The following is a 26,691-nucleotide window of genomic DNA, read 5'->3' as shown; positions in this document are numbered from 1 at the left end:
TATGGTCAGATGAAAAAATTAATTGTCTTTAGTTTACTTTTATTACTAAATTGCAACTTCCTATCCTCAAAACGAGGTTTGAACAATTACGTAGCAATCGCTTTGGGCACTTTGAATTTATTTCAAAATGATGGTGAATTACCTGCACCTATTGATATTGTCGCACAACCCACACTGACTTTACCTGCGAACACAATCTTCGACTCTCCAGATCTTTCTGTTTATGTACAAAATTCTAGTATCTCTACTCCTAACCAAATTGGAGGGTTGAACGTTCCCATAGGAAAAGTATATGATGTTGAGGTGGAAATAAAATTTACCGATGAGGTAAATTCGTCCTCCATCAAAACTGTAACCTTTAATGAACCTGTTGTATTAGAGTATCATTACAATAAAAATGAACTTGATAGTGCAGGATTTCTTGAAGAATTTCAAGTTTTCTATTTTAGTAAAATTTCAAATCAGTGGGAGCCGCTACGAGATATAGTAGTGGATCACGAAAATGGAAAAATCCTCGCCAAAACAGATCATTTTACTCCTTTCATTCTTACCGCAGTTCCCAAATTAGCAGGTACAGGCGTGGCTGCGGCACCAACTTGCCTTTCTACTGAAATGCCGATTGAGGGAAGCTCAAACGCTGTATGGACGCGAATTGATGAACATTTCAAATACTATAAGGATAGAAATTATACTCTTAATTCAAATCAAGATTTTTTATCATTAGGATTTCCGGGTTCTTTTGGTATAGCAACATGTAATGGTGGTGAACCTTCACCAGATACACAAAATTGTGGACCTTTTCCGCAACATAAATATTTTGATGGATCAGATTATATTAAATTTACGGCCTCAGAAGATATCAAAGTGTACATTATGTACGATAGCAGGGGTAGCCAAGATGCAACCTGGTTAACATCAGATTCCTGGGTCCTAACAGATAAACAAATAGAATCCACAGATGGTGTTGGTTATTACAAGGTTTATGAAAAACAATTCCTAAAAAATGATGTAGTAAGGTTACATGGAAATAGACTAGGGATTCCGGCAAATGCGGGAGTGGAGACCAATTATTGGGTGGTTGTAAAGCCGGTAACTTTGGCTATTAACACGTGTTTGGGTTCCAATTCTATCGCATCTCAAAATCATTCTGGCTTTCAGGTATCATTAGCGATCGCAGGAAGTGATTCATCCACTTTATTGTGGAAAAATACCATTCTCTCTGGATATGAAAATTTAATCGTCAGACGTAAAAAAAATATCCCACCAACTTCTGTAGAGGATGGAGTGGCTCCAAACGTAAATGAAATTGGAGAGATTGGATTTAGAGAATCTGGACTTGAAACTAATTCCACATACTATTATGCTTTTTTTGGACGAACCTCGGAAGGTTCGATCAGTTTGCCAAATATTGTCAAAGTAGAGACTGGTATGGATTCAGACAATGATGGGATAACAGATACAATTGAGACCAATGGAAATTGTCTGTATCGCACTTGGCACGATTTCAATTGTAATTCTAATCCAACACTAGTAGATACCGACAGCGATGGTTTTAATGATCTAACAGAACTTATCAATAATACAAAATTGGATAGTAATGATACCACACCTCCAGTAATTTCAAAATTTGAACTAATTACCAAACCTACCACTTCCTTTCCCTATGCCATTTTTTCTTACGAATCCTCCGATGAAGTAAATACAAACTATCGGTGGACCTTAACTAGTACGAATCTCAAACCCACTCCGGGCAATAGATGGGCGAAATTTAGAGCTGATAAGATTCTAGAAGATCCATACTTCGCAGACGTTACACAATCTCCAAAGGATTTTTTTCTCTGGATTCGAGATGATTCTGGGAATATATCTAGTCCAGCTGGACCGATTACCATAACTCGAAGTGGGTATACGCTACCGTATGCAATTGCTACAAGTTCCAATTCAAACACTATTAAATTTAGTTTTGTAACTCCGTGGATGTCGTTATGGAATATCATACCCAATCCAATTAATGAACACTTTGGTCAATTTCTCTACCAGCAATCAATCAGTATATCTGGTGCAAGTGAAACGTTTTCAAAGATTCAATTTGGTAAGATTCCGAATATAATTTATGCCCAATCTTATAACCAAAATATTGGAGGTAATATAACTGTGATCAATTTGATGGGAAGCGGGTTTCCTTCCTACAGTTTCGTCCAAAGAATTCCAATATCTGGCCTTGATTCTTTTGTGATTTCGGAAGATGGCAGAAACCTTTATGCATTAAATGCTCTTCAGAGTGATTCTGGGCAAAAGATTAATCTGTATCGTATCCAACCAGATGGTAGCCTAGTTTTTGATAAAAGATCTGGCCCTGTAAATCAAATAAAATATGATAAGTTGGTTGCAGGGAAAAATCAAACGATATATGCAACAAACTATGATTATGCGAATATTACCAGAGTTAATGGGGAAAGTTTGGAACTAATGCCAGTCACTCTTAGGTCGTATGAAACGCACAATCTCCGATTCCATCCCAATGGAAAGTTTTGTTACCAGGTAAACCCAGTTCCTTCCGAACTAACGAAATTAGAAAAATGTTTAGTCAACTCAAGTAATGGTGATTTAACATTTGAAAATAACGTTTTAACAACTAATAATCAATATATACAATTCGAAATTACACCAGATGGAAATTACATGGTTGTGATTATCCATGAAAACTATACAACATCAACCTCATCCATGGTTCTTTATAAAATTGACCCAATTACAGGAAATTTAACGGAAAAAAATCGAATATCAAATGTGAGTTTTAAACCATATTCCGAGTTTAGAATTGATCCAAGTTCTCAGTTTATTTTTTTGAATAACAAGGAGAGTAAACTAATTACATTTATTTTAGATCATAATAACGAAAAAATCGTAAAAACAGAATTACCATTTTTTTCAGATATTGGATTATTTTTTGACATCCAATTCTCTGACTGGTCTCAATATGCAGTGCAAACAAATATTTCGCATACAAACCAACCAGGTTTTGTCCACGGAGTCAATGATGTCAAATATCCACTTCCATTTACAACACTCTTGGGAGGATTTCCGACGGGTACTTTATTATGGAGAGCATACCAAAATCCAATCAGTCTTAATATTCAAAATACAGATTTAGGTTATATGACCTGTGGCAAACAGTTGTCCAATTATGAGGAGACAATTGAAATAAAAAATGACCAAGGAGTGAATCGGATTCAAAGTTCGTTTGGTAATATTTGGAATCGAAGCATTACAATTCAAAATTTAGCTACTGATTTGTCCTTTTCAGGCAGATACAAATTGCAGGACATCTCTTCCAGTTGCCGACCAAATGATCCGCAAGAGTTCGTTGGTATCAACATAACAAAGAAACGATTATCTTCTGTATTCACTAATAAAAAATTACCAGCTGGTCAAAAACCAACGGATTTGGATTCTTTCACCAGTGCAGAACATACGCAATTTAAAGGAAATATACTACCGTTTGTGTATTACACGACGAGATGTACAATTCACGAATACGGATGTAATTTTTTAAAATTAGATAAACCGAAGATTTTCTATTGCGAGTGGATTCATACGAACAAAACATTCAATTATTATAAAAGTAAAGCCGAATGTGCCGAAAAAGAAAAAGGTGTCATGAGATTACACCATCTGACACTAATCACAAATGTCGAATATTCATATGAATCAAATTGGCGGTGGGACAAGTATCAAGTAACGGATCCTTAAAACCACCACCAAACCCCGCATCTGCGGGGTTCGCTACTCTTGTTCATTGCCAAATGCAAACCTGAGAATAAATTATATCTGATAATCTTTTACCTTTTATCTCTTATTCTCTCAATTCCCACCTTACTTCCCTTCCGTATTTACGATAATTGGTAATCCATCTTTTCCATTCGGAACAAAAATCAATTTGTTGTTCGGGTTCTCCATTGCTTTCAACTGAATGTATCTCGGTGTTAATGATTCCGAAATCATCCTTTGCGCCTTTGCTTGTGCTTCCGCTTCAATGATTACAGCCTTTGCTCTACCATCAGCAGAGATTTGTTGGATTTCCGCATCTCGTTTGGCAATATTGATTTCGAACTTCATCTGTTCTTGTTCTTGTTGTTTGGTGAGTTTGCTTTCGATGGCTTTCAGAATCGACGGGCTATACTCCACATCATCAATAATGACATCATCAATTTCGACATGTTTGTCTTTTAATTTTTCGGCGAGAGATTTTTTGATCTGCGCAGACACGTTAGGTGTCTCTTTGGAGATGGATACCATGTTGTAAGCCGAAAGAATATTTCGAATCGCCGTTCGAAATTGAGGTTTGACAACCTTTTCATAATAATCCCGACCAATCTCCATTTCTAGCTCATAAATTTCGTTTTGGATCGGCCGAATGATGATTGCTGCGCTGACTGTAATTGTTAAATCATCCCTCGTTAATACCTCTACTTTCTCTTGGTGGCTCATCCATTGAATCGAATAAACATATACGCTATTCCAAGGCATATATGTTTGTACTCTGGATTCCAGAGGTTTTTGGCTAAGTCCAGTGCTATAGGGCCGCCACATAAGTCCAACTTCTCCTGGACTAATGATGGAGAGGCAGGATACAAAAGAGGAAAGGCTCACACCCAAAATAGTAAGGAACTGGAAACTGTTTGGAAAAATGGATCGACGTTTCATAGTTAAACCATTAGACTAAAACCGATGTTACAATTTCTATCCAGTCGATTTTTAATTCCGACGAAGTTATTTCTAATTTTTTTGACAACCCTCGGACTCGGTGTTTCGTGTGTGGAAGATGAATCCGTCGTAAAAACTCCAATGAGTCCAGAGTTACGTCTTTTCCAAGCTGTAGAAAAAGGAAACTTAGAGCTTGTGAAAGAACTTTTGTCACATGGTGTTTCCATCAACGCCAAGGATTCCTTAGGCAATTCCTCGCTCATAAAAGCAGTGGATGAAGAAGACTTAACAATCGCAAAATTTTTGATCACAAAAGGTGCCAATGTCAATCTTCGCAATACTATGGGAGAAACTGCCCTCTACAGAGCCATCTATCGTGGAAATTTGGAATTAGTCAAATTGCTCGTAACGGCAGGTGCGGAGACCAAAGTCAAAACTGTGGGTGGGATCAGTCTTGTGGATCTTGCTGAAGAACGGGGCGAAGAGGGGATTCTTAAGTATTTAGGTTCTCTAAAATAGGGAATCCAACTAACGAAGTGATTTTACGTCTATAACCAAGTTAAGCGCAATAATTCAAATGTATGCCTCAGGACATGAGTAACAAAAAAAACTGAAAATAGGTCTCTGAAATTCCATTTTTGCATTAAAAAAACAAAAAAACTAACCTTGACTTATGCATAAATTAACAAAATCTTATGCATGCGATGAGAACAACAATTGATATTCCTGAAGAATTAGTTTTAGAAGCAATGAAACTTACTCACATCAAAACAAAAACTGAAGTAATTAAAGAAGGGTTAAATACTTTAATTAGGAAAGAGAAACTAAAAAATTTAAAAAATTTCAAAGGGTCTATAGACCTTGAAGTAAATTTAAATAAATTAAGAAAGAGATGAACCAAGTATTATTAGATTCATCAGTCTGGATCGAATATTTTAGAAACTCGAATTCGCATATATCTTCTGAAGTTGATAAATTAATCGATCTTGGTAATATTTATACCACTGAACTGATTCTAACAGAATTAATACCTTTTCTTAAATTAAAAAAACAAACACAACTGATTCAGATTATGGAATCTCTTGAATCATTTGAGATGTTTATAGATTGGAAGCAAATTATTGAATTCCAAACTACTAACCTAAAAAATGGTATCAATAACATTGGAATTCCAGATTTGATAATCTTACAGAATACAATCCAAAATGAATGTATTTTATTTACTTTGGATAAGCATTTTAAGTTAATGAGTAAAATTCATAAATTAAAACTTTATAACTAGGACACCGCACATATCAGCACGTTTCCCGTTTTTCCTACGAGAAGCTTTGTTTGTATTACGAAGCCGATTTTTTAGGTTTCGAACGCTTCAACTAACAATAGTTTGCCCATATTTCTGGTTACCTATAAATCCAGAAACTAACCCTTTCCCTTTCTACTGATTCATTTCCACTAAAGTTTCAAAAAGAATCTTTGTTCCTAGTTCCAAGTTATCAATGGTCATGTTTTCATTTTTTCCATGCATTCCGTCTATGTCTTCCGATTTGAGAACTGCGGGAATAAGCCCGTAAGCTTTGATCCCCACACGTCGTAAGTAGGAATTGTCCGTTTTTCCTGGCGAAAGAAATGGGGTCACCGTACTGTTGGGAAATTGATTCACCGACACGGCAGCCAAGGTGCTAAAAAACTTTGTATTGATAGGAGATATATCGGTGGGATTGATATCAGTAAAAGTAATCTCTGCTTTGTACTTTTCAGCAATGGTTTTTACCTTATTGGAAAATTCTACTATATCTACTCCCGGTAGAGTTCGTATGTCCAATCGACCAGAGGCTTCTCCTGCAATAACATTTTCTCCTCCCTCACCCTCAGAGGTGCGAAATCCAGTAATGGACTTTGTGTTCGTTGTCATAGCCGTTAGATGACGATTACTTCGAATGGTCGAATGTAATAATGGTTTAATCAAAGGGTTTCTTGCATTTTTTAGGAAGAATGATTTAGGAAAGGAGCTGATAGTCCCAAGTTGATAAAAGAAGGCATCAGTTTCTTCTGTTATGCGAATGTCGGATTCTAATTCTCGAACTTCATTAAAAAATTGGATTAAGGACAATGCTGGGTATTGAGGAGGTGGAGAAGATCCATGTCCACTGGTTCCCTTTATTTTTGCCCGTAACCAAATATTACCTTTCTCCGCATATTGAATGTTAAAGATTGTAGCACCAGGAATTACGATATCCCTTGTTGCCACTCCACCTTCATTGATAGCATACTCGTAACCTTCAAAAACCTGTTTTTGTTTTGAAGTCATATACTTTCCACCTAACTCTGATCCTGATTCTTCATCCGCTAGAGCCAGGTACATAATCTTTCTTGTTCTAGGAATTCCAGATCGTTTGATTTCAAGAAAGGCGAGTAATTCCATTACGGCCATTCCTTTCATATCAATGGCGCCACGTCCCCAAACTCGGCCTTCACTAACAGATCCAGAAAGTGGTGCTACTTTCCATTCTTTAGTATCAAACTCTACTGTATCCAAATGGTTTGCGAGGATGATTCCTGGTTCTGGATTGGGAACGGTTGCTGGTAGTTCGGCAATTAAATTGGGTCTTGCGGGGAATTTGGGATCAAAGACAAAACGAGAAGGGATTCCTTCCTTTGCCAGAACTGCTTGAATGTACTTTGCCACTTGGATTTCATTTCCACGAACAGAGGGGATCTTTAATAGGTCGGATAGGAGTTTGACGGCTTCTGTTCTACGGACTTCCCAATTGACTTTGGGATACGATTGTTTTAGGTCTGCATACTTTACTTTTTGACCGAAGGAACATTGTAAAAAAAATACCGTTACCAATAAAAACGAAATAAATAACTTCATGAAACTATTTCTCCCTCTTCTTCCGAAGAAAGAGAATCATGGATTTCAGAAGTTGAAAGAAAAAACTAACTTAGATTTTTCGTAAAACAAGGCGGACGATGGCGGCCTTACCCCTATGGAACGGACTTTCGTTTAGTTCAATTTCCAATGCTTCTTCGTATTCAATGTTCATTTCAGAAAAGTCCATCCGTAAATCCTTTAGATTACATAACATATCCGGATCTTTGGGGCCTCCAGAGGTATATTGTAACTGTTCAGGGGAGAATGCTTCTAATAACAAAATTCCACCAGGTTTTAAAGTTCTAACACAATTCCTATGTACGGTAGTTCGGATTGATTTATGAAAGTGACAATATATCAAAGCAACCATGTCCATTTGTTCAGGAGCATAAGGATAATTCAAAACATCAGAAATTTCATAATGAAAGGTTACGTTCTTTTCTTTAGCGAGTGCGGTAGCTTTCTGTTTTCCTTCCTCCGATTGGTCAAAGGCAAATACATCCCAACCCAAACCCGCAGCGAACACAGCATTTCTTCCTTCACCCTCACAAGGAAAAAGGATCCTTCCTTTTTTTAAATTTGGCAGACGAGTACGTAAAAAATCGTTTGGGTCCTTCCCGTAAACATAGTCTTCACTCGCATAACGTTCATTCCAGAAAGATTTAGAATACATACTACCCCTGCTTGTTTGTAATTTTTAGTGTCGAATCATCATATACCAAACTTTCCGAATCAGAAATGTTTTTTTAATAGAAACGAATTAAATCTTCGGCTGATTCCCTTGGAGTGTGGAAACGATTGAGTTCGGAATCAGGTTTTGGATACCCAATACTCAATCCCATAATCACTTTTTCTTCTTTTGGTAATTCGAGAGAACCTCTCACAACATCAGGAAAAGCACCTAGTGCCGCTTGGGGACAAGTTCCCAAACCTTCTTCTCTTGCTAAAAGCAAAACGGATTGGACAAAACAACCCAAATCAATACCTACAAAAAAGTTAAGATCAAATTTGGATGTGATAAAAACAGCCGTGGGAGCACCAAAAAATTCAAAGTTACGAAGCATAAATTGGTCTCTTGCTTCTTTATCCTTTCTATCAATTCCAGCCACACCGTAGATTTTCATTCCTAAATCAAACATCCTTTTTTTGGCATCACTCGGATAGGATTCCGGCCAATTGGTTTCTGGATGCGGGGTAGATTCACGTGCCGCTTTTGTTAATTCTGCTGCCAATAGATCTCGTTTTTCCCCGCTGACAATATGAATCTTCCAGGGTTGCGAGTTTTTCCAACTGGGTGTACGTAGGGCTTTTTCGAAGATCCGTTTAAGGGTATCTTCTGGAATCGGTTTGGGCAGATACTCTCGGATGCTGTGTCTGGTTTCCAAGGCTTCGGTGACAGTTGTTGTTATTTCGTGGATGGATATCATTTCAGAGTTCATTTATTTTCTCCTAATCCATATACATACCGGTCGGTATGTTTCGGCAAGAACTTTTCATACAGACCAGTTGGTATATTGTTTGCACGGTTTATGGAATGATGGATTTTGGGGGAGATATGAAAAAAGAACCAACTCGTGTACGTCTCTTACAAGTCAGTCGGAATCTCTTTTTAAAACAAGGATACTCGGAGACGGGACTCAATCAAATTGTCGAGGAAGCAAAAACGGTCAAGGCAAGTTTGTACCAACATTTTTCTTCTAAGGAAATGTTGGGTAAGGAGGTGCTTCGCATTTATTCAGATGAAAATTTAACACTTCTTAGATCCTTAATGAAACGAAATCCGAAGCCATTAGACTTTGTTAAGGCTTGGGTTCGTATTCTTTCTAGGGAGGCAAGGGAATCTCAACTTTATGGATGCGGAATGGCAAATTTCCGGGCTCAGATTGCACCGCACGAATTGGAAATTCTAAAAGAAATTGAGAAAATTGCAAACAATACGATTGATTGTTTGGAAGATTACTTAGAAGAGTCGGTGGAAAATGGCCACCTACCTTCTAAAGTAGATTGTCGTTTACTCGCCAAACATTTATTCTTTGTCTATGAAGGGGTTTTACAAGGATACCGGTTACTTGATGACAGAAGGTCATTGGATGAATTATACCGAATGGCAGAAAGTTTGATCCCAACTCCAAAATGAAACATTCGCACTTACAATTAATTATATTTTTCGTTTTGTTTTGTTGGTATCAACCTACCTTAGCAGATGGTAATATAGAAGTTGTATTTCAAATAGTAAAATCCAATTCAGGAAAACCAGTAACCAACGCCGTAGTCATTTCTAAAAAAGGAAAAACTAGTGGAGTCTCCAATGAAGAGGGAATCGCCAAACTTCGATTTCCCGAACCAGGATACTATGAAATCAAAGTATCCACCGCAGACAGAACCGAATCCGTATTTAGAGAAGTTCGGTTCAAGGGCCAAGTTATTTTGGTTACTATATCGGAATCAAACTTAGCGGGAATTTTAGTCAGTGGAGAAAGGGATAAAACGCCACTTTCAAGGTATGGTCTTGTCCAAGAAGAGATCAAACGCCTTCCCGGTGTTTCTGGCGATTCCTTAAAGGCCCTCCAAACCATCCCTGGTGTTGTGATTGGTGCTCCCGTGGGAATTTTGCCTTCGGTGTTTACAAACATTGGGACCAATTTACTCACAGGAAATCCTTATTCCAATAGTGAAAGAGGGGACTTATCACTTCGCGGTGGTGGTACAAGACAAAACCAATATTACTTCGATGGATTTCCCCTTCCGTATCCTTTCCATTTGGGAAACCAGTCTTCTGTTTTAAATAATAATTTGATTAAATCTTTTGATGTATTTACGGGAGCTTTTCCTGCTAAATATGGTTATGCGACTGGTGGAATTATAGCCATCGAAGGAACCGACCGTGTAGATGAAAACAAAACGATAATTAATACAAATTTGTTTTTATCAGATGTTTATAACCAATCTAAAATCCTTCCAGGGCTTGCCATGATTAGTTCTGGTAGAAAAAACTATCCGAACTTAGTCCTCTTACAAGTTTATCCAAAAGGAATTCCGGAAGATGCAAAATATGCGGAATACCAAGACTACCAATGGAAATTAATTTGGGATATCAATTCGGAACAGCGCCTGTCTATCCAAACTTTTGGTACAAGAGATAGACAAGCTTATACCAAAGCCCAAGCCGATTTGGAAAGGGGAGGGGAAGACCCACGGCCACCCACTGGCCTCGATCGTATGTTTCGAACCGATGCCATTCGTTATACTTGGAAAGGAAAAACCTTTCGAAATACTTTATCTTACTCTCGCACGTCGTTTAATGAATTTTTTGAACTGCGGTTTACCAATCCACTTACAGCTGAGAATATCTTTGGGTTACAGAATCGAACCGCTGATTCGATTACCTATGTTCATAATGCTTTTGAATGGGAACTCTGGGAAGAACATCTCAAATTAGAAGCAGGAGTGCAGGGCCGGTTTCGAGAAACTACTTTAAAGGGTGAGAACATCTCTTCTTACAACCGATTATTCTATAATGTTTTTAATGATCTTTTGAATTCCAATGCGGCTTTCCGATCCGTGATTGATGGGGATAGGATTCGGTATCGTGAAAAATCAGCCTATGCGGAGCTCCCTTTTAAATATGCTGGTTTTCGCCTAACACCTGGTGCACGGGTTGACAATTATTCTGGTAGTAATGAAACCAATTTGGCTCCTCGGATTACGGGAGGATATCTTTTTGAATCTACAAAAACAGGAATCATGGCGGGGCACGGAATCCATTACAATGCTCCGGTTTCCGTGGAAGCTTTGTCTGCCAAGTCTGGAAATCCCAATCTTTTTATGGAACGATCGGAACACAATTCGGTTGGTGTGAGTCAGGAGTTCGCAAACAACTGGCAAATCAAAGTTGAGGGTTTTCGTAATATCTTTCAAAACATCATTGTTCCCGACAATTATATTGTAGATCCCTATGCATTGAATAACGACACACGGATCTTTGTGAACGAAACGGCCAAAGTTCTCGCAAATCCCGTCACGCCTAAAAATCTAAATTACTCCAATGCGGGGTATGGCCATTCGGAAGGGATTGAAATTTTTATCAAAAAAACAAAAGATCCAAGAGAACAGTCAGGGTTATTTGGTTGGATCTCTTATACCAACTCCATCACAAAACGAATCAATAACCAATCTCGGATGAACAGTGATGAGTCTAGAAATAGAACCTTACTCAATAATTCTAGAACCCTTCTCGCGCAAGGGAAGATGGGAACAAATTATATTAATTATTATGATGATAACAACTTGGAAGTGATCTACAATAATGACAAAGAGCAGTTGTATGATTTGGACAGAACACATATTCTCAATATTGTATTTGGTTATAAATTCAATCCAGAGTGGATGGTAGGGGGAAGGTTTCGTTATTTTTCAGGAACTCCTTACACTCCCATTACAAGTGCTACACGGGCAAACCAGGCAGCCACTTTTGGGTTAAACTTATACTTTCCAAACTATTCCGGAAATTATAATAGTGACCGTTTTTTGCCATTCCACCAATTTGATTTGCGTATCGATCGAATTGAAAATTATTCATGGGGTTATATCAATACGTACATCGAATTTGTGAATTTTTATGGTCGCCGCAACCAAGCTGGGTTTGAATTTGATAACACAAAAAATTACCAAAGAAACCAAAACCCCGCACCGACGTATGATACAGTCAACTCTCCATTCATAATTTCCCAAACACCAAATGGAAAAATGGCAATCATTCCTCTAATTAACATTGGAATGGAGGTACGATTTTGAAACGAATTCTTATTGGTGTTAGTTTGATTCTTTTTTTGATCTCTTGTTTTGAGAGTGGAGAGGAAACTCAAAAAAAAGAAGAAAACAAACAAACATTGTATCTCACTACATTATATTTGGTTCGGCAGTCCGGAAATTGTATCAAAACAAATACATCCTTAACTTCAAACAACCAATTTTGTAGCAGACGACCTTTAGGAGTTTGTACTGTGGATCAACTCATCGTCACCCAATCGGAAGTGAATGTGATTTTAAATGAAGTTAAGACCATTCAAACAAAAACTGTCGATTGCCAAGAATCCATTTTTCAGTCAGGAGTTCTACTCTCTAAAGCAACGACTACAGCGGAAATCGATACCTTAAAATCACAATATACATTTCGAGTTGTCGAAAGTTGCGAATTAGAAGGATTCCAAGTAGCAAACGGGACGAGGTTTGCCAATTTTTCTGAGATCCAGTGGTTGGAGTCTGTTCGAGGTAAAATTGCGAAAGCGGCGAAAACCATTTCTGTTAATGTATTTTTACCTCAAGCCTATCGCGATCGTGCTAACAGTTGTTTGAATTTAGAATTTAAAGATTGGGAAAAGGATTTGGCCCAAGGTAATAATGAAAATAAAATCTTGGTCGAAATCACTCATCCATAATTTCAAAATCCGCTTTCCTTAACCTTGGCATCTTTCATTTTGTCTTTAATCCAAAGGAAATTGAATTTTATGACTTTGAATCGTTACAGCCGCACTCTTACACAAGATGAATCCCTCCCTGCTTCGCAAGCCATGATCATTGGATCAGGAGTTCCTTATGAAGATTTAAACAAACCATTCATAGGAATTGGAAGCACGGGGTTTGATGGAAATCCATGTAATATGCACTTAACCACACTATCGGCCTTACAAAAGAAAAGTGTTTTAGATACAAAAGAAATGGTTGGTTTACTCTTTAATACAATCGGTGTGAGTGATGGAATCACCAACGGAAATGATGGAATGCGTTATTCCTTACCTTCTCGGGAGATCATTGCCGATTCCATTGAAACCATTGCCGGAGCTCATTATTATGACGGGCTTTTATTTACAGCAGGTTGCGATAAAAATATGCCCGGGGCCATTATGGCCATGGCACGACTCAATCGTCCGTCTATCATGGTGTATGGCGGAACGATCAATGGCGGAAACTACAAAGGTGAAAAATTAAATATTGTTTCTGCCTTTGAAGCCTACGGAAAAAAAATTAACGGCAAAATCACAGAAGATGATTTTAAAGAAGTGATTAAAAATTCCTGCCCTGGTCCTGGAGCTTGCGGCGGAATGTATACTGCGAACACAATGGCAACGGCCATTGAAGTCATGGGAATGAGTTTGCCGTATAGTTCTTCTTCTCCTGCGCGCAGTGAAGAAAAAAAGAAAGAATGTATGAATATTGGAAAGTATATCTACAATCTTTTAGAAAAGGACATCAAACCTTCTGACATCATCACTCCAAAATCCATTTTGAATGCCCTTCGAGTGGTGACCATTCTTGGGGGATCCACAAACGCGGCTCTCCATATGATTGCCATCGCAAGAACTATGGGAATCCCACTCGACTTAGAACAGATTCAAAAGGTAACAGATACGACCCCACTCCTCGCGGATATGAAACCAAGTGGAAAGTATCTTATGGAAGACCTTCATGCCATCGGTGGAACACCTGCGATCATGAAATTCATGTTAAGCGAAGGTTTGATTGATGGATCTTGTTTGACAGTCACTGGAAAAACAATCGCAGAAAATCTAGAAGGTCTTTCTGACCTTCCGAAAGACCAAGACCTACTTCGCCCTGTAAGTAACCCCATTAAAAAAGAAGGCCATATCCAAGTTCTCTATGGCAACATCGCCAAAAAAGGAGCTGTGGCAAAAATTACAGGCCACGAAGGTGAAATGTTTGAAGGAAAAGCCATCTGTTTTGATTCCGAAGTGGAAGCCAACACCGGAATTCGAGACGGGAAAGTGAAACCGGGTCATGTGGTTGTGATCCGTTATGTGGGCCCCAAAGGGGGACCGGGAATGCCCGAGATGTTAAAACCCACTTCTGCTATCATTGGAGCGGGTCTTGGGGATAATGTGGCTCTCATTACCGACGGCAGGTTTTCTGGGGGAAGTCATGGCTTTGTTGTGGGTCATATCACACCCGAAGCGATGGAAGGTGGAGAATTGGCATTCGTCCAGGATGGGGATACTATCCTTATTGATGCCAGGACAAACAAACTCGAACTCAAAATTTCCCCAGAAGAATTGGAAAAACGTAGAGCCAAATGGGTGAAGCCACCCTACCGCATTACCTCTGGATATCTTTGGAAATACATCCAGATGGTAAAAGATGCCAGTACTGGCTGCCTAACAGACCGTTAGGCGTTCCATCGAAATTCCTACTCGTTTAAGCGGGTAAATCTTCTTTTCCGTCGGCATGTTTGGCAAATCTTCCTTTGCCAACATGGACGGGATCATAGGAATCCCAAGGCCAACCACCAAACTGCGTTTTGCGATAGTCGTCAAAGGCTTGTTGGATCTCTTCTTGTTTGTTCATCACAAAGGGTCCGTACTGCACTACAGGTTCGGCAATGGGTTTTCCTTCTAAAATTAAAATCCGAGCCGGTTCTGATCCATTCTTCAATGTCACTGCAACTTCGGAATCGAGATTGTACATATGTTTGCCAGGAACAACAACATCATCTAAGATCATACCTTCTCCTCGGAAGGAGTATAGGTTTCTGTTGTTTCCTTTGGCACTTCCAGGAATGACAAAACTGACATCAGGATCTAAATCCAAAATATAAATACCCACTTCGTTTTTTGGATCACCTGCCCAAGAATCAGGGGGAGGGTCTAGTGGTTTTTCACCAAACAACGATCCTGCGACAGTTTTGATTTTTACTTTTTTGCCGCCACCATCAGTTACCGTTTTTACAGGAATGTCTTCGTTCCAAAACATTTTGAAATGTGGATCTACAAATTTATTTTTTGCAGGTAGGTTTAGCCAAATTTGAAAAAGCTCCAAAGTATTGTCGCCCGATTCATTCACCAAAGGAAACATTTCCGAATGTTGGATTCCAGCCCCTGCCGTCATCCACTGTACATCACCATCTCCATACCTTCCCGCTGCACCTTGGGAATCCGCATGATCAATGAGGCCTCTTTGGACTACAGTCACTGTTTCAAACCCGCGGTGGGGATGGCCAGGGAATCCAGGAATGGTTTCACCGTGGTACATTCTCCATCCATCCTTGCCTGCAAAGTCTTGACCGATTTGTCTTCCTTGTAAGGAAGCGTCGGGCCCAAACTTTCCATTCCCTTTGGGATAAAAATCTTCATGGTGGACACAAAACAAAAACGGATCCGATGTAGGCCATTGGAAGTCGAGTTTTTGGGCATATAATATTGATTTGTGTTTCATCTAAAAACCTGTCTTTGCGATATGAGTCGCTATCTATAAGACAGGAAATTCGTATCAAAAGTTTTTCACAATAGAAACATTAGCACCGAATGAACCAAATTCTTTAGAACTTTAACGATTGAAAGGGTCCTTTGGATGATAACTCAGAATAAGAAAAACTAAATTCATTGGAACTTGTACTGGTTAAGTAGTTTAATGGGCCTACTCCAATTTTGAATCCTATTTCATTGACCCCTGAGCGAACCCGGTCATTTAGATAAAGACCATTCGTACTAAAACTGGTTCGTGTGTCGTTATAGTGTTCTCCTTTTGTATAAACTCACCAGCCACTTTTAATACCTTAAGCCTCGAACCCAATGAGGTAGGTGATTTTTTTGGTTTATCAGTATTTGTCTCTGTTTCGTTCTCTACCGTTTGCGCAGAAAGAGAGAAGGAAAACACGACTAGATAAATAAGTATTTTTTTATAGAAGCTTCGCATCTAAAAATAAATACGAATTATATAAAAATGATTTAGAAAAAAAATTACAAAGGAATTGCGTTTTGTCCTAATTGAAAAAAGAAAGTTGAACCTTTACGGGATGTGCTCTGCACCCAAATTTTACCGTTATGTTTTTCTAAAAATTCCTTACATAGAATGAGTCCAAGTCCCGTTCCAGATTCTTGTCCAGTTCCTAGGGTTGAATTTTTTTTATCCAATCGAAATAGGTTCTCAATTTGTCCCTTTTCCATTCCCACTCCCTCATCTTTAACAAAGAATACAGTGGAACTTGGATGAGTTTGGTTTTTTTGTGAAACTATACCGATCATAATTTCATGGTTGGGGTTACTATATTTGATTGCGTTGGAAATTAAATTTCGCATCACAGTTTCAATCATAAACAAATCAGCAAAAATCTGTAGGTCTTTCGGAATTTGATTTGAGATAGTCACTTTCTTTTTGTTAGCTGAAAGATTTAAAAGTCCGATAACCCTTTGGACAAGATCATAAAAAAGAATAGGGATTGGTTGGAAGGCGATATTTCCGCTTTGAGAACGGGCCCAGTCCAATAGGTTTTCCAATAAGGAATAAACCAAATCAGAGGATTCCTCTAACATCTTTAAATAATGTATCCTTTCGGATTCTGAAAAATGGGAATCTTTTTCACTCAAAATTTTGGTAAATTCGCGCTGGGTTCCTAAGGGGCCACGTAAGTCATGGGCGATGATAGAAAAAAATTTATCTTTAGTTGCATTGAGCTCTGCTAATCGGATCGCCGATTGTTTCAGTTTGTCCTCTGACAGTTTTTGTTCTGTGATGTCGCGAATGATCGCACAATTGTATTGTTTTCCGTCGTATTCTACTAAGTTTACGGTAACTTCTATTGGAATAGGAGTTCCATCTTTTGTTTTATTGATTGTTTCGATAGTGAAGGATTTACGATCTAATATTTCCTGCCAATGAGCGTTCCAACGATCCACACTAAATAGCGGATCTACTTGGAACATTTTCATTGAAAGTAATTCTTCTTTTGTATATCCATAATTTTTGCAAGCGGCATCATTTACAAAAACATAGTTTCCCTCTTCATCTAACCAAACAATAGCTTCTGAAATTGTATCAATGGAAAACTGTGTGAATTGGAGAGCATGGATGAGATTTGAATGTTTCGATGTAGTATCGTCGCAAGTCTGTTTCAAAATTTGGTTCTCTTCTTCCAAACGTTTTAGATCAGCCAAGAGGGCTTCGTATGTTTTGGGTTGTAGAGACATGGATTAATGGTAAAATCCAATGTTTGAAATAAATTGCCAAGAACTAAGTGAACGTATGCGTTTATTTCGTTCGGTTAGAATCGGACTTGACTTACGGAGTTTTCCTAGATAGATCTAGACTCCCTGAAACTATATGTCGTGTTTATTTTGTCAGAAAGGATCCTCCAGTTTTTCCCGATTAGAGCCGGTGCAGGACGAACGTCAAACCCACTCGTTTCCTATCGATGATATCGTAGGAAACTCCCTGAATCTGTTTCAGGAAATCTATGAATGTAAAGATTGCCATAGTCTTTGGTGGATCAAAACCCGAGGTACTGGTGATCCTAGATCCACCTATCCAGAGTTTTACGAACAAACTGCCGAGCGATTTGATGATCAGCGTTCAGAATTGATTCGGCATCCTTCTGTTCCGGGAATCATCACCCATAAAAATTCTCTATTTCCTTATACATTCTTTGAGGAAATTTTAGAAGTTTTATCCCAAACGGAAACAGAGGCATTAAAAACTCTATATTTCCAACGTGATCCTAGTTTGCCCTCTACAATCAAGAGATGGCTTCTCCAATCGTTTCAAAAACATTATCCAAACGAATTCCAAGAAATCCAAAAAAAAGGATTCCCCACTTCTGCGGGCCCACTCTTTTCTTTGGCAGAAAATGAAACCGCCATTGTTTCTGAATTTATTGCAAGGGACCAATTTGCTTTCATCACTTCTTTTGGGGAGAAATACTTTTTACAAACCTACGATTTAACCAAAAAGGGAATCCTTTGGAAAGTCCCAATAAGTAAGCCTTTTTTAGAAGGTTTAGAAATTCCGATTCTCTTTTACCAATCAGGTTATCTTTGTTCTTACCAAGGATTTCAAAAAGGATCGGAATACTTTTCAAAACTAAACAGACCCGATACGCTTTGTATTTATGATCTCTCCGGCAAACTCATTGTATCTATACCACTTGCATATAAGTGTTATGAAATCCTTTCGACAGAAGAACGTGATGTCTCAGAGAATCGAATTTCGCATAATTTTTGTTTTACGATACTAGGTGATACATTGTATCTTCCCCACAAATCCCAAATCCAAGTTTATGATTTGAAATCTGGAAAATTAATCCGAAGCATTTCATTACCAAAATTTGAAATTTTTTCGGGTAAGGTTTTTGAAACAGAATCAGGAAATCTCCTCTTCCATACACTCAAAGGAATTCTGGGAATCAATTCTTCTGATGAAATTATTTTTCAATACTTATCTCCTTACCATCCCGTGTTCATCGATTCGCAGTACCAATTTTACTATTATTATGCCATCGTAGAATCAGCAAATACAGGAGAGAAAAGGGAATTCAAACAAACTCACGATTCGGGGATCTCTTTGGTTCGAGAGTTGGCTTCCACACCAATCGAATTTCCTGGAGGAATTTATTTGCCATTTTCACTAGATGGATCCCTGCTTTTGGATTCCCAATTGGAAACCATTAAAAAATTTCCCTTCAGTGCAACGGATACTCTTGGGCCTCATTCCTTTGGAATGGCAAAAACACCTGTCATTGTAACCGAAGATCGAATCGTCATCACAAGTGATTTTTCCGGTATCTATATGATTGATTTTTCGGGAAATCTTTTGTTAGAGAAGCCAATCGAATCGGAGGTATTATCTGTCTTTACGTTTGATGGAAAACATACAATCGTCCTTCTTAGCTTCCATGATGACTATAGTGATGATAAAGAGACTTCGCTTCTTTTACTTTCCCCAAAAGGAGAGGTAATCACAGAGAAATTACTTCCTGGTCCCCAAGGGCTGTCGGTGAGTTTTGATGGAATTTGTATTTTTGCAAAAAACAACCAAATGTTTTCTCTCGATTTATTTGCTACGGAAAATTCCAGATGAAATGGATTCTAAACCATAGGTTTTATCTTTCGATTTATTTATTATTGAGTGTCTTTCCAATTTCTGCGGAGGTTCCAATCATTGATATTCGAGAAAGTGATAAATTCCCAATTTATCTTGCTAAATCAATGTTAGTTTTGGAAGATCCGACAAGTGATTTGGATTTTGAATCCATTCGCTCCCCAATCTATGAATCAAAATTTATAAACGTTCCTTCCTCAGATGAGGCTTTCAATTTTTCCTATTCAAAATCAACGTATTGGCTAAAAATCCAATTAAAAAATTCAAACCAAACCTCAAAAGAAATCACTATTGTCATTTCTTATCCGCGATTACAAACACTGGATTTGTACTTTCAAAACCCAAAAGAAATGAAAAAAATTCCATCTGGATACTCTGTTCCGATGGCAGAACGTCCCTACCAAAGTAGGTTTTTTGTATTTCCCATTTCATTTCCAGAAAATACGAATGCTACGGTTTTTTTGAAAGTAAAGTCACCTAACTCAATCAATCTTCCCATCCAATTGTGGAATCGAGATTTATATGATCGTCACGAGATCAATGACCATGTCATTCAAGCCATGTACTTTGGAATCGCATTCGCCATGGTTCTTTTCAATTTGTTTCTATTTTTTATCTTAAAGGATTCTAATTACTTTCTATATGTTTTAGTCGTTTCTAGTACAGCATTTACTATCGCTTCACATAATGGAATTGCTTCGGAATACCTATGGCCGCACTCACCGTGGATGGATCAATATTCGGTGAATCTATTTATCTCTATAGTTTTGATTCTCTTTTTAGTATTTATGAGAAGTTTATTAAATACGAAGCAGTTGATTCCTAAATTGGATCGAATGAGTATCGGTTTGATCGTCCTACAGATCCTCTTGCCAATTTTTTATATTTATTCTTTTGACTCGATGATTAAAATCATAGTTTTAAGCCATGCGTTCACAGCATTTTGGATTTTATTTGTTGGAACCATTTGTTCTTTGAAAAAAGAAAGAATTGCCTATTTCTTTCTATTAGCTTTTGCATTTTTATTTTTAGCTCTTATTGTTTCTACACTGAGGGCATTAGGACTCCTTCCAACTAATTCCTTTACCATCGATGGACCACAATATGGTTCCGCTGCTGAAATGATGTTACTTGCCTTTGCTCTGGCGGATCGTTACAACACCATCATCAAAGAAAAAGAAATGGCGGAAACACTTGTAAAATTTAATTTGGAAAAGTCCAATTCTGACTTAGAAGAAAAAGTCAGAGAACGCACGCAAACTTTAAATCGTACCCTCAGTGCCATGAAACGAGATCTCTTTGTGGCAAAAAAAATCCAAGAGAATTCTCTCGTCACCGATACACAATTGATTAAAGAATTAAATCTTGTGTATCGTTATCTTCCTGTATCGGAAGTGGGTGGAGATTTTTTTGATATTTGCCAATTAAACGAATCCAAATATAGAATTCTCATTGCTGATGCAACGGGCCATGGAGTGCATGCAGCGATGATTACAATGGCAATCAAAGGGTTGTATGACAATATCAAAAACTTCGAATTATCGCCATCGAAGGTGATGGAAATTTTTAATGAAGAGTTTATGGATAACTTTGTCTCACTCAATAGCCTCTTAACTGCTTTGATTTTAGATATAGACTTAATCGAAAAAAAGATTCAGTTTGCTTCCGCAGGCCATCCGGCAGCAGTGCTTTTACAAAATGACCAACTTTTGCTGTTAACAAAAACAGGTAGGATGATCGGGCTAAAAAAACAAATCCATTATGAACAATCGGAACTATCCTTTGGGCCGATGGATCGGCTCTTTGTATTTACCGATGGGGTGTTTGAGGCGTTTAATTCTAAAGATGAGGAGTTTGGAGAGGAGTCCCTCTACCATCTTTTCCAATCCACTCGTCACTTAACCCTTACGGATGTCGAAGACCACCTCCTAAAAACACTACAAATATTTCTCAATGGTCAGGACCGCCAGGACGACCTAACCATTCTCGGGATCGATTTTTGATTTTTTTTCGAAAATTAGTTTAATATTAAATAATTATAACATCAAATCACTTCATGTTATAGTCTATTTTTTAATAACAAATACAATTGGAGAACCTTGTGAAATCATTATTTTCAGAAGCGAAGTTAGGAAATCTTTCCTTAAAAAATAAAGTGGTGATGGCACCCATGACCCGTTCGCGTTCCCTCGGAAACGTACCTGGTGACCTCGTAGCCACGTATTATGAACAAAGAGCTGAGGCTGGACTCATCATCACAGAAGGAACCTCACCTTCCCCGAATGGTCTAGGTTATGCGAGAATTCCTGGAATTTTTTCAGAAGAACAAACCAAAGCATGGAAAAAAGTAACAGATAAAGTTCATGCCAAAGGGAGTAAAATTTTTGTCCAACTGATGCATACGGGTCGTATTGGACACGAATTGAATTTACCAAAAGGGGCAAAAGTTCTTGGACCTTCTGCGATTCTTGCCAAAGGACAAATGTGGACAGATGCGGACGGAATGAAAGACCATCCCACTCCACAAGAGATGAGCAAATCAGAATTAAAATCTACCTTAGAAGAATTTGTGAATGCATCGAAAAATGCAGTCCAAGCAGGATTTGATGGGGTGGAGTTACATGCAGCGAACGGATATTTACTAGAACAATTTTTACATCCTTCCTCAAACCAAAGAACAGACGAATACGGTGGTTCTATTGAAAACCGAATTCGATTTGTTGTAGAAGTTGCGAGCGCGGTGAGTGTCGCTATCGGAAAAGAAAAAACTGCAATTCGTTTGTCACCGTACGGCGCTTTTAATGATCTTTTTCCTTTTCCAGAAACTCATGACGAGTATTCGTTGTTAGCTGAAAAGTTGAATGAAATCGGAATTGTATACATCCATTTGGTAGACCATTCTTCCATGGGGGCACCAACTGTAGAACCAGAAACAGTTCAAAACATTCGTAAGGCTTTTAAGGGAACTCTCATCTTAAGTGGCGGGTATGACGTGGAACGTGCTGAAAAAGATCTCTCTTCTGGACTTGCTGACCTTGTCGCTTTTGGCAAACCATTCCTTGCCAATCCCGACCTAGTCACTCGGTTCCAAAAGAACATCCCTCTTGTTTCCTTTGACGAAACCACTCTTTATACACCTGGTGAAAAAGGGTATAGCGATTATGCTTTTGCAAGCTAACAACGATTAACAAAAAAGATCTTATATCTTTTTTAGTTTTTTTAGCGCCTCAAATTTCACTAAAATTAGGATTCTTTGGTAACCTTGACCGGGCTACTTCAGGGTCCGCTTTCGCTCCCGTCTCCTTCCATCTAACGATGGCAGGCGACCAAGCCTTCCGTATCCCTGGCGCAGAAATTTCATCCTAAGAAGAACCTCCAATCCCTTGAGCATTTGCCAAATCCACTGTGCAGATCTGATTAAAAAATCCTTCCCTAGAAAAATGTTTTCTTTTCTGTTCCGTTATTGCGAGCAATGATGCGATTCGTTCCCTTGTGATTTCTTATAAACTCCTAGGAACTAAAGAATTTTTTGTCATCCATCACTCCGATTGTGGGATGCAATTGTTTACGGACCCGATCATTCGTAACCTACTTTCAAAAAGTTTGAAAACGGCCACTATTGATTCCAACGGATGGCGCAATTTGGAAGAGTCTGGTGGTTCAGACGAAGCTAAGTTCATTCCTTTTTTAATCCCTTCTAACAAACGTTGGTTGGGATTTTTCGATTTCCTAGAATCCTCTAAAATTCTATTTTTCTGTTTCTATCTGAATGAATGCTTTCGGTTGATTTGCAGTAGGTAACAACATTTTAAAACATGAACTTATTCGAAATAATTTCCGAGTGTTTTGGATTTGGATTTCTGAAATCCGGGGATTATGATACAAGGAACGCATTGGGAGGCGGGTTCAGTTCCCCACCCTCAAATCGGGCGGGGATACTCATATTCAGCCAGTACACCTGAGTTCAGCCACAATCTAACGAAATCCCGTTGACAGAATTTGGTTACCCTTCCAATTTAGCCAAAAGGTTAATTAGCTAAATGGTTAAATTAAAAGAATCTGAAGAAGCACTGAATGCCACATTCCAGGCGTTGGCAGATCCAACACGCCGGCAGATTTTGATGCAATTAGTTTCTGGTGAAGCGACTGTCCTTCAATTGGCAGAACCTTTCGAAATGAGCCTACCCGGAATTTCCAAACACCTAAAAGTTTTGGAAAAGGCTGGGCTCATCGAAAAAGGCAAAGCGGCACAATTTAGACCCTGTCGTTTGAAGGTTGAAGCACTGCAAGAAGCCAATCAATGGTTGGAACAATACAAACGGTTATGGGAAGAACGATTGGATCGTTTGGATGTATACCTGCTAGAGTTACAAAAATCAAAAGGAAAAAATTAATATGTTTAAATCAGATGTAGTTCTCACATTAGAAGAAAAAATAGTTCGCATCGAACGATTGTTTGATGCACCCATCCAACTTGTTTGGGAAGTTTGGACAAACCCGGTACATATTGAAAAATGGTGGGGTCCAAAAGGATTTACAAACCCAACAGTGGAATTTGATTTTAAAGTCGGTGGATCATATCGAATCGTTATGCGATCTCCGGAAGGAGTGGATTATCCAGTCAAAGGAAAGTTTTTAGAAATCACTCCATTTCAAAGTTTTGTGATCAGTGATTTAGTTGATGAACATCCGGACGAATGGGTACAGGAAGTTCAAAAAATGGCAGGCGTCACTGGCGATCGAGACATTTTAAATTCAAAATTAAGAGTACTCTTCGAAGAGGCAGAGGGAAAAACAAAAGTGACTCTCTTTACCGAATTTGCGAGCAATCAAATTCGGGATGGATTTGCTAATTCAGGAATGAAAGAAGGTTGGTCAGATAGTTTCGAAAAATTAGAAACGAATGCATTACCTAACCCGAATCAAATCAGCTTAGAAAAGAAATTAAACCATCCCCAAGAGTTGGTTTTTAATGCACTTTCAAATCCACTGACAATTGATTCTTGGTGGGGTCCGAGTGGATTCAAAACTACGACCCAGTCTATGGACTTTAAAGTCGGTGGGAAATGGATTTTTACTATGCTTGGACCAGATGGAAAAGTTTGGCCAAACACCATCTTATATAAAGAGATTAGAAAATTCGACTACTTAGAATACCTACATGGATCTGGCGAAGAAAATAAAAATGATGATTTTTTAGTAAACGTATATCTAATTGCCCTCGATAAGAATCAAACATTAGTAAAGATGCAAATGACTTTTCCTGATACAAACGTTCGAAATGCGGTGATTGGCTTTGGAGCTATTGAAAGCGGGCAACAAACACTTTCGAAACTCAATCAATATTTGGAGAAATAAAATGAATCTTCATAAAGTTACGTCATTTCTAGGGTTCAAAAAAAAATCATTATAGCTCATCTAGAGAAAGCAGCCAAAGGAAATTAATACACATGTTAAAAAGCGTCATTGCCATCTTCGTTGGGTTAATATCCAACGTAATTCTTTCCATCTTATTTGATACAATCCTCAAAGTTATGAATATACTTCCTTATGATCATATGTTTGTAGCGACACCTATTGTACTATTTGTGTTAGGTTATAGAATCATATTCAGTATTTTCGGATGTTATTTGACCGCAAGATTAGCCCCTCAAAACCCCATGAAACATGCATATATTTTAGGTGGAATTGGTTTGGTGCTTGGAATTACAGGGGCCATCCTCGCAGGACATTTAGGTCCGTGGTGGTATTCTTGGTCTTTAGTGATACTTACCCCACCGATCGCCTATTTAGGTGGTAAACTCTATGTATCTACGGGAAAATCCAAATGACAGGCGCTAGTTTATGGGAAGATTTAAAAAAGGCTCTCGCGGGCTCCGAAGCAGATTATACCGAAGTTAGCATTCGAAAAGCAGTGTTTCTACTATCTGTTCCGATGGTTTTGGAACTCGTATTAGAATCAGTATTTGCGGTTGTAGATATTTATTTTGTTGGTGCCTTGGGAGCTTCTGCCATTGCAACAGTGGGTCTTACGGAAACCTATTTATTTCTTCTGTATTCTGTTGCCATGGGTCTATCTTTTTCTGTGACAGCCATTGTTGCTAGAAGGATTGGAGAAAAAGAAAAAGATAAGGCAGGTGTAGCAGCAATTCAATCCATTTGGATTGCGATCATCGCATCCATTCCTTTTGCTATCGCTGGAATATTTTTTTCAAAAGAACTTCTGCTCCTTATGGGCGGAGATGAGTGGGTCCTAACAGAAGGATACCATTATATGCAGTGGATGTTAGGTGGTAATATTGTCATCATCCTACTTTTTCTTATCAATGCAGTTTTTCGCGGTGCAGGAGATGCGGCAATATCCATGAAAGTTTTGTGGGTTTCCAATGGACTTAATATTATTTTGGATCCCATTTTTATTTTTGGTTTAGGACCGATTCCTGCCTTTGGAATTACGGGTGCAGCTATTGCAACAAACTTGGGTCGAGGAATTGGAGTTCTCTTTCAGTTATGGTTGTTATTTCAAGGTGGTAAACATATAAAAATCCTTCGAACACATCTGAAAATAGAATGGGAAACCATTTTAGGCATCTTAAAAACATCACTCGGTGGAATTGGCCAAATGATTGTGGGAATGACCTCTTGGATTTTTATTATGAGGATACTTTCCGAATTTGGAAGTCAAACGGTTGCCGGAGCCACCATTGCCCTCAGGACTATGATGTTTACCCTTATGCCTTCTTGGGGAATGTCCAATGCAGTGGCAACCTTAGTGGGTCAAAACCTGGGGGCTGGAAAACCAGAACGAGCAGAACAATCCGTATGGTATACTGGATTCTGTAACATGGGTTATTTGATTTTTGTTTCCATCATCTATTATTTTTGGAGCGAAAATTTAATTTCGATTTTTACGGAAGATCCAGAAGTCATTAAAATTGGTGGGAAATGGTTACAGATTGTATCCTATTCCTATTTCATTTATGCTTGGTGGATGGCCGCAGGACAGGCATTTAATGGTGCTGGGGATACTATCACACCAACAAAAATCAATGTAGTTTTCTTCTGGTTAATCCAAATCCCACTCGCCTATATTTTGGGAAAACATTTAGCTTATGGACCAACGGGAGTGTTTTGGGCTATTATGCTTTCGGAATCGTCTGTCGGTGTTTTTACTCTTTGGTTATTCACTAAAGGATATTGGAAACAAACAAAGGTATAAAAAATAT

At 38.4% G+C, this 26,691-nt stretch carries 22 protein-coding genes; 16 read left to right on the top strand and 6 right to left on the bottom strand.

Going from position 1 to position 26,691, the window contains the following annotated elements; translation table 11 throughout:
- Nucleotides 1-9 precede the first annotated feature (9 nt).
- Nucleotides 10-3,753, top strand: a complete 3,744-nt coding sequence (locus LEP1GSC199_RS01205) for a beta-propeller fold lactonase family protein (protein WP_002976045.1) — start codon at nt 10-12, stop codon at nt 3,751-3,753.
- A 123-nt stretch (nt 3,754-3,876) separates the two neighbouring features.
- On the opposite strand, the gene LEP1GSC199_RS01200 is transcribed toward LEP1GSC199_RS01205, so the two are convergent.
- Nucleotides 3,877-4,707: a prohibitin family protein gene (locus LEP1GSC199_RS01200; RefSeq protein WP_002976079.1), complete on the bottom strand. Its 831-nt coding sequence runs from the start codon at nt 4,705-4,707 to the stop codon at nt 3,877-3,879.
- A 24-nt stretch (nt 4,708-4,731) separates the two neighbouring features.
- Between LEP1GSC199_RS01200 and LEP1GSC199_RS01195 the strand changes: the two genes are divergently transcribed.
- The 3 genes from LEP1GSC199_RS01195 (at nt 4,732) to LEP1GSC199_RS01185 (ending at nt 5,989) form a co-directional block, all read left to right on the top strand.
- Nucleotides 4,732-5,226 carry an ankyrin repeat domain-containing protein gene (locus LEP1GSC199_RS01195; protein ID WP_002975987.1) on the top strand — a complete coding sequence of 165 codons (495 nt, stop codon included), beginning with the start codon at nt 4,732-4,734 and terminating at the stop codon, nt 5,224-5,226.
- Between the two features lie 176 nt (nt 5,227-5,402).
- Nucleotides 5,403-5,603 (top strand): type II toxin-antitoxin system VapB family antitoxin, encoded by a 201-nt coding sequence (locus tag LEP1GSC199_RS01190; protein WP_002976033.1) that lies wholly within the window; start codon nt 5,403-5,405, stop codon nt 5,601-5,603.
- A complete protein-coding gene (locus tag LEP1GSC199_RS01185; protein ID WP_002976146.1) occupies nt 5,600-5,989 on the top strand; it encodes a PIN domain-containing protein in 390 nt (129 codons plus the stop codon). The genes LEP1GSC199_RS01190 and LEP1GSC199_RS01185 overlap by 4 nt, the downstream gene beginning before the upstream one ends.
- Nucleotides 5,990-6,142: 153 nt before the next feature.
- Here LEP1GSC199_RS01185 and LEP1GSC199_RS01180 read toward each other — a convergent pair whose 3' ends face one another.
- The 3 genes from LEP1GSC199_RS01180 to LEP1GSC199_RS01170 form a co-directional block, all read right to left on the bottom strand.
- Complete coding sequence (locus tag LEP1GSC199_RS01180; RefSeq protein ID WP_002975991.1) at nt 6,143-7,582, bottom strand: M20/M25/M40 family metallo-hydrolase; 1,440 nt, start codon at nt 7,580-7,582, stop codon at nt 6,143-6,145.
- Nucleotides 7,583-7,652: 70 nt separating this feature from the next.
- Complete coding sequence (locus tag LEP1GSC199_RS01175; RefSeq protein ID WP_002976070.1) at nt 7,653-8,255, bottom strand: class I SAM-dependent methyltransferase; 603 nt, start codon at nt 8,253-8,255, stop codon at nt 7,653-7,655.
- Nucleotides 8,256-8,328: 73 nt separating this feature from the next.
- Nucleotides 8,329-9,021, bottom strand: a complete 693-nt coding sequence (locus LEP1GSC199_RS01170; RefSeq protein ID WP_002976019.1) for a nitroreductase — start codon at nt 9,019-9,021, stop codon at nt 8,329-8,331.
- A 116-nt stretch (nt 9,022-9,137) separates the two neighbouring features.
- On the opposite strand from LEP1GSC199_RS01170, the gene LEP1GSC199_RS01165 reads away from it, so the two are divergent.
- The 4 genes from LEP1GSC199_RS01165 to ilvD all read left to right on the top strand — a co-directional run bounded on the left by LEP1GSC199_RS01165 (nt 9,138) and on the right by ilvD (nt 14,766).
- Nucleotides 9,138-9,719: a TetR/AcrR family transcriptional regulator gene (locus LEP1GSC199_RS01165; protein WP_039925729.1), complete on the top strand. Its 582-nt coding sequence runs from the start codon at nt 9,138-9,140 to the stop codon at nt 9,717-9,719.
- Nucleotides 9,716-12,376, top strand: a complete 2,661-nt coding sequence (locus LEP1GSC199_RS01160) for a TonB-dependent receptor plug domain-containing protein (protein ID WP_002975994.1) — start codon at nt 9,716-9,718, stop codon at nt 12,374-12,376. Before LEP1GSC199_RS01165 ends, LEP1GSC199_RS01160 begins: the two co-directional genes overlap by 4 nt.
- Nucleotides 12,373-13,020, top strand: a complete 648-nt coding sequence (locus tag LEP1GSC199_RS01155) for a hypothetical protein (protein WP_002976073.1) — start codon at nt 12,373-12,375, stop codon at nt 13,018-13,020. Before LEP1GSC199_RS01160 ends, LEP1GSC199_RS01155 begins: the two co-directional genes overlap by 4 nt.
- A gap of 69 nt (nt 13,021-13,089) precedes the next feature.
- A complete protein-coding gene (gene ilvD, locus LEP1GSC199_RS01150) occupies nt 13,090-14,766 on the top strand; it encodes a dihydroxy-acid dehydratase (protein ID WP_002976099.1) in 1,677 nt (558 codons plus the stop codon).
- A gap of 25 nt (nt 14,767-14,791) precedes the next feature.
- Here ilvD and LEP1GSC199_RS01145 read toward each other — a convergent pair whose 3' ends face one another.
- Nucleotides 14,792-15,808, bottom strand: a complete 1,017-nt coding sequence (locus LEP1GSC199_RS01145; protein ID WP_002976133.1) for a pirin family protein — start codon at nt 15,806-15,808, stop codon at nt 14,792-14,794.
- 524 nt (nt 15,809-16,332) lie between these two features.
- Nucleotides 16,333-17,559, bottom strand: coding sequence for a PAS domain-containing sensor histidine kinase (locus LEP1GSC199_RS01140; protein WP_002976035.1), 1,227 nt, complete (start codon nt 17,557-17,559; stop codon nt 16,333-16,335).
- A gap of 133 nt (nt 17,560-17,692) precedes the next feature.
- Here LEP1GSC199_RS01140 and LEP1GSC199_RS01135 point away from each other — a divergent pair, with 133 nt between their 5' ends.
- From LEP1GSC199_RS01135 to LEP1GSC199_RS01100, 8 genes are all read left to right on the top strand, one after another.
- Nucleotides 17,693-19,444 (top strand): hypothetical protein, encoded by a 1,752-nt coding sequence (locus tag LEP1GSC199_RS01135; RefSeq protein ID WP_039925699.1) that lies wholly within the window; start codon nt 17,693-17,695, stop codon nt 19,442-19,444.
- Nucleotides 19,441-21,468 (top strand): 7TM diverse intracellular signaling domain-containing protein, encoded by a 2,028-nt coding sequence (locus LEP1GSC199_RS01130; RefSeq protein WP_002976113.1) that lies wholly within the window; start codon nt 19,441-19,443, stop codon nt 21,466-21,468. Before LEP1GSC199_RS01135 ends, LEP1GSC199_RS01130 begins: the two co-directional genes overlap by 4 nt.
- Before the next feature lie 98 nt (nt 21,469-21,566).
- Nucleotides 21,567-22,643 carry an alkene reductase gene (locus LEP1GSC199_RS01125; protein WP_002976052.1) on the top strand — a complete coding sequence of 359 codons (1,077 nt, stop codon included), beginning with the start codon at nt 21,567-21,569 and terminating at the stop codon, nt 22,641-22,643.
- A gap of 314 nt (nt 22,644-22,957) precedes the next feature.
- Entirely contained in the window at nt 22,958-23,266 is a 309-nt protein-coding gene (locus LEP1GSC199_RS21550) for a carbonic anhydrase (protein ID WP_002976076.1), read from the top strand.
- A 239-nt stretch (nt 23,267-23,505) separates the two neighbouring features.
- Nucleotides 23,506-23,859 (top strand): ArsR/SmtB family transcription factor, encoded by a 354-nt coding sequence (locus LEP1GSC199_RS01115; protein WP_002976009.1) that lies wholly within the window; start codon nt 23,506-23,508, stop codon nt 23,857-23,859.
- Nucleotide 23,860: 1 nt separating this feature from the next.
- On the top strand, nt 23,861-24,823 hold the full coding sequence (locus tag LEP1GSC199_RS01110; RefSeq protein WP_002976018.1) for an SRPBCC family protein: 963 nt from the start codon (nt 23,861-23,863) through the stop codon (nt 24,821-24,823).
- A gap of 92 nt (nt 24,824-24,915) precedes the next feature.
- Nucleotides 24,916-25,296: a hypothetical protein gene (locus tag LEP1GSC199_RS01105; RefSeq protein WP_002976097.1), complete on the top strand. Its 381-nt coding sequence runs from the start codon at nt 24,916-24,918 to the stop codon at nt 25,294-25,296.
- Nucleotides 25,293-26,684, top strand: a complete 1,392-nt coding sequence (locus LEP1GSC199_RS01100) for an MATE family efflux transporter (protein ID WP_002976085.1) — start codon at nt 25,293-25,295, stop codon at nt 26,682-26,684. The genes LEP1GSC199_RS01105 and LEP1GSC199_RS01100 overlap by 4 nt, the downstream gene beginning before the upstream one ends.
- Nucleotides 26,685-26,691: the final 7 nt, after the last annotated feature.

This window comes from Leptospira vanthielii serovar Holland str. Waz Holland = ATCC 700522, assembly GCF_000332455.1.
Classification (GTDB): Bacteria; Spirochaetota; Leptospiria; order Leptospirales; family Leptospiraceae; genus Leptospira_A; species Leptospira_A vanthielii.
The sequence above is the reverse complement of the archived record's forward strand: the minus strand, read 5'-3'. Positions and strand labels throughout refer to the sequence as shown.

Excerpts from the sequence above, each read along its gene's own strand:
- LEP1GSC199_RS01185 (WP_002976146.1), top strand. The coding sequence starts at position 5,600 with ATGAACCAAGTATTATTAGATTCATCAGTCTGGATCGAATATTTTAGA.
- LEP1GSC199_RS01130 (WP_002976113.1), top strand. The coding sequence starts at position 19,441 with ATGAAATGGATTCTAAACCATAGGTTTTATCTTTCGATTTATTTATTA.
- LEP1GSC199_RS01180 (WP_002975991.1), bottom strand. The coding sequence starts at position 7,582 with ATGAAGTTATTTATTTCGTTTTTATTGGTAACGGTATTTTTTTTACAA.
- LEP1GSC199_RS01195 (WP_002975987.1), top strand. The coding sequence starts at position 4,732 with ATGTTACAATTTCTATCCAGTCGATTTTTAATTCCGACGAAGTTATTT.
- ilvD (WP_002976099.1), top strand. The coding sequence starts at position 13,090 with ATGACTTTGAATCGTTACAGCCGCACTCTTACACAAGATGAATCCCTC.
- LEP1GSC199_RS01160 (WP_002975994.1), top strand. The coding sequence starts at position 9,716 with ATGAAACATTCGCACTTACAATTAATTATATTTTTCGTTTTGTTTTGT.
- LEP1GSC199_RS01175 (WP_002976070.1), bottom strand. The coding sequence starts at position 8,255 with ATGTATTCTAAATCTTTCTGGAATGAACGTTATGCGAGTGAAGACTAT.
- LEP1GSC199_RS01145 (WP_002976133.1), bottom strand. The coding sequence starts at position 15,808 with ATGAAACACAAATCAATATTATATGCCCAAAAACTCGACTTCCAATGG.
- LEP1GSC199_RS01105 (WP_002976097.1), top strand. The coding sequence starts at position 24,916 with ATGTTAAAAAGCGTCATTGCCATCTTCGTTGGGTTAATATCCAACGTA.
- LEP1GSC199_RS01115 (WP_002976009.1), top strand. The coding sequence starts at position 23,506 with ATGGTTAAATTAAAAGAATCTGAAGAAGCACTGAATGCCACATTCCAG.
- LEP1GSC199_RS01170 (WP_002976019.1), bottom strand. The coding sequence starts at position 9,021 with ATGAACTCTGAAATGATATCCATCCACGAAATAACAACAACTGTCACC.
- LEP1GSC199_RS01200 (WP_002976079.1), bottom strand. The coding sequence starts at position 4,707 with ATGAAACGTCGATCCATTTTTCCAAACAGTTTCCAGTTCCTTACTATT.
- LEP1GSC199_RS01100 (WP_002976085.1), top strand. The coding sequence starts at position 25,293 with ATGACAGGCGCTAGTTTATGGGAAGATTTAAAAAAGGCTCTCGCGGGC.
- LEP1GSC199_RS01135 (WP_039925699.1), top strand. The coding sequence starts at position 17,693 with ATGTCGTGTTTATTTTGTCAGAAAGGATCCTCCAGTTTTTCCCGATTA.
- LEP1GSC199_RS01140 (WP_002976035.1), bottom strand. The coding sequence starts at position 17,559 with ATGTCTCTACAACCCAAAACATACGAAGCCCTCTTGGCTGATCTAAAA.
- LEP1GSC199_RS01190 (WP_002976033.1), top strand. The coding sequence starts at position 5,403 with ATGCATGCGATGAGAACAACAATTGATATTCCTGAAGAATTAGTTTTA.
- LEP1GSC199_RS01110 (WP_002976018.1), top strand. The coding sequence starts at position 23,861 with ATGTTTAAATCAGATGTAGTTCTCACATTAGAAGAAAAAATAGTTCGC.
- LEP1GSC199_RS01165 (WP_039925729.1), top strand. The coding sequence starts at position 9,138 with ATGAAAAAAGAACCAACTCGTGTACGTCTCTTACAAGTCAGTCGGAAT.
- LEP1GSC199_RS01205 (WP_002976045.1), top strand. The coding sequence starts at position 10 with ATGAAAAAATTAATTGTCTTTAGTTTACTTTTATTACTAAATTGCAAC.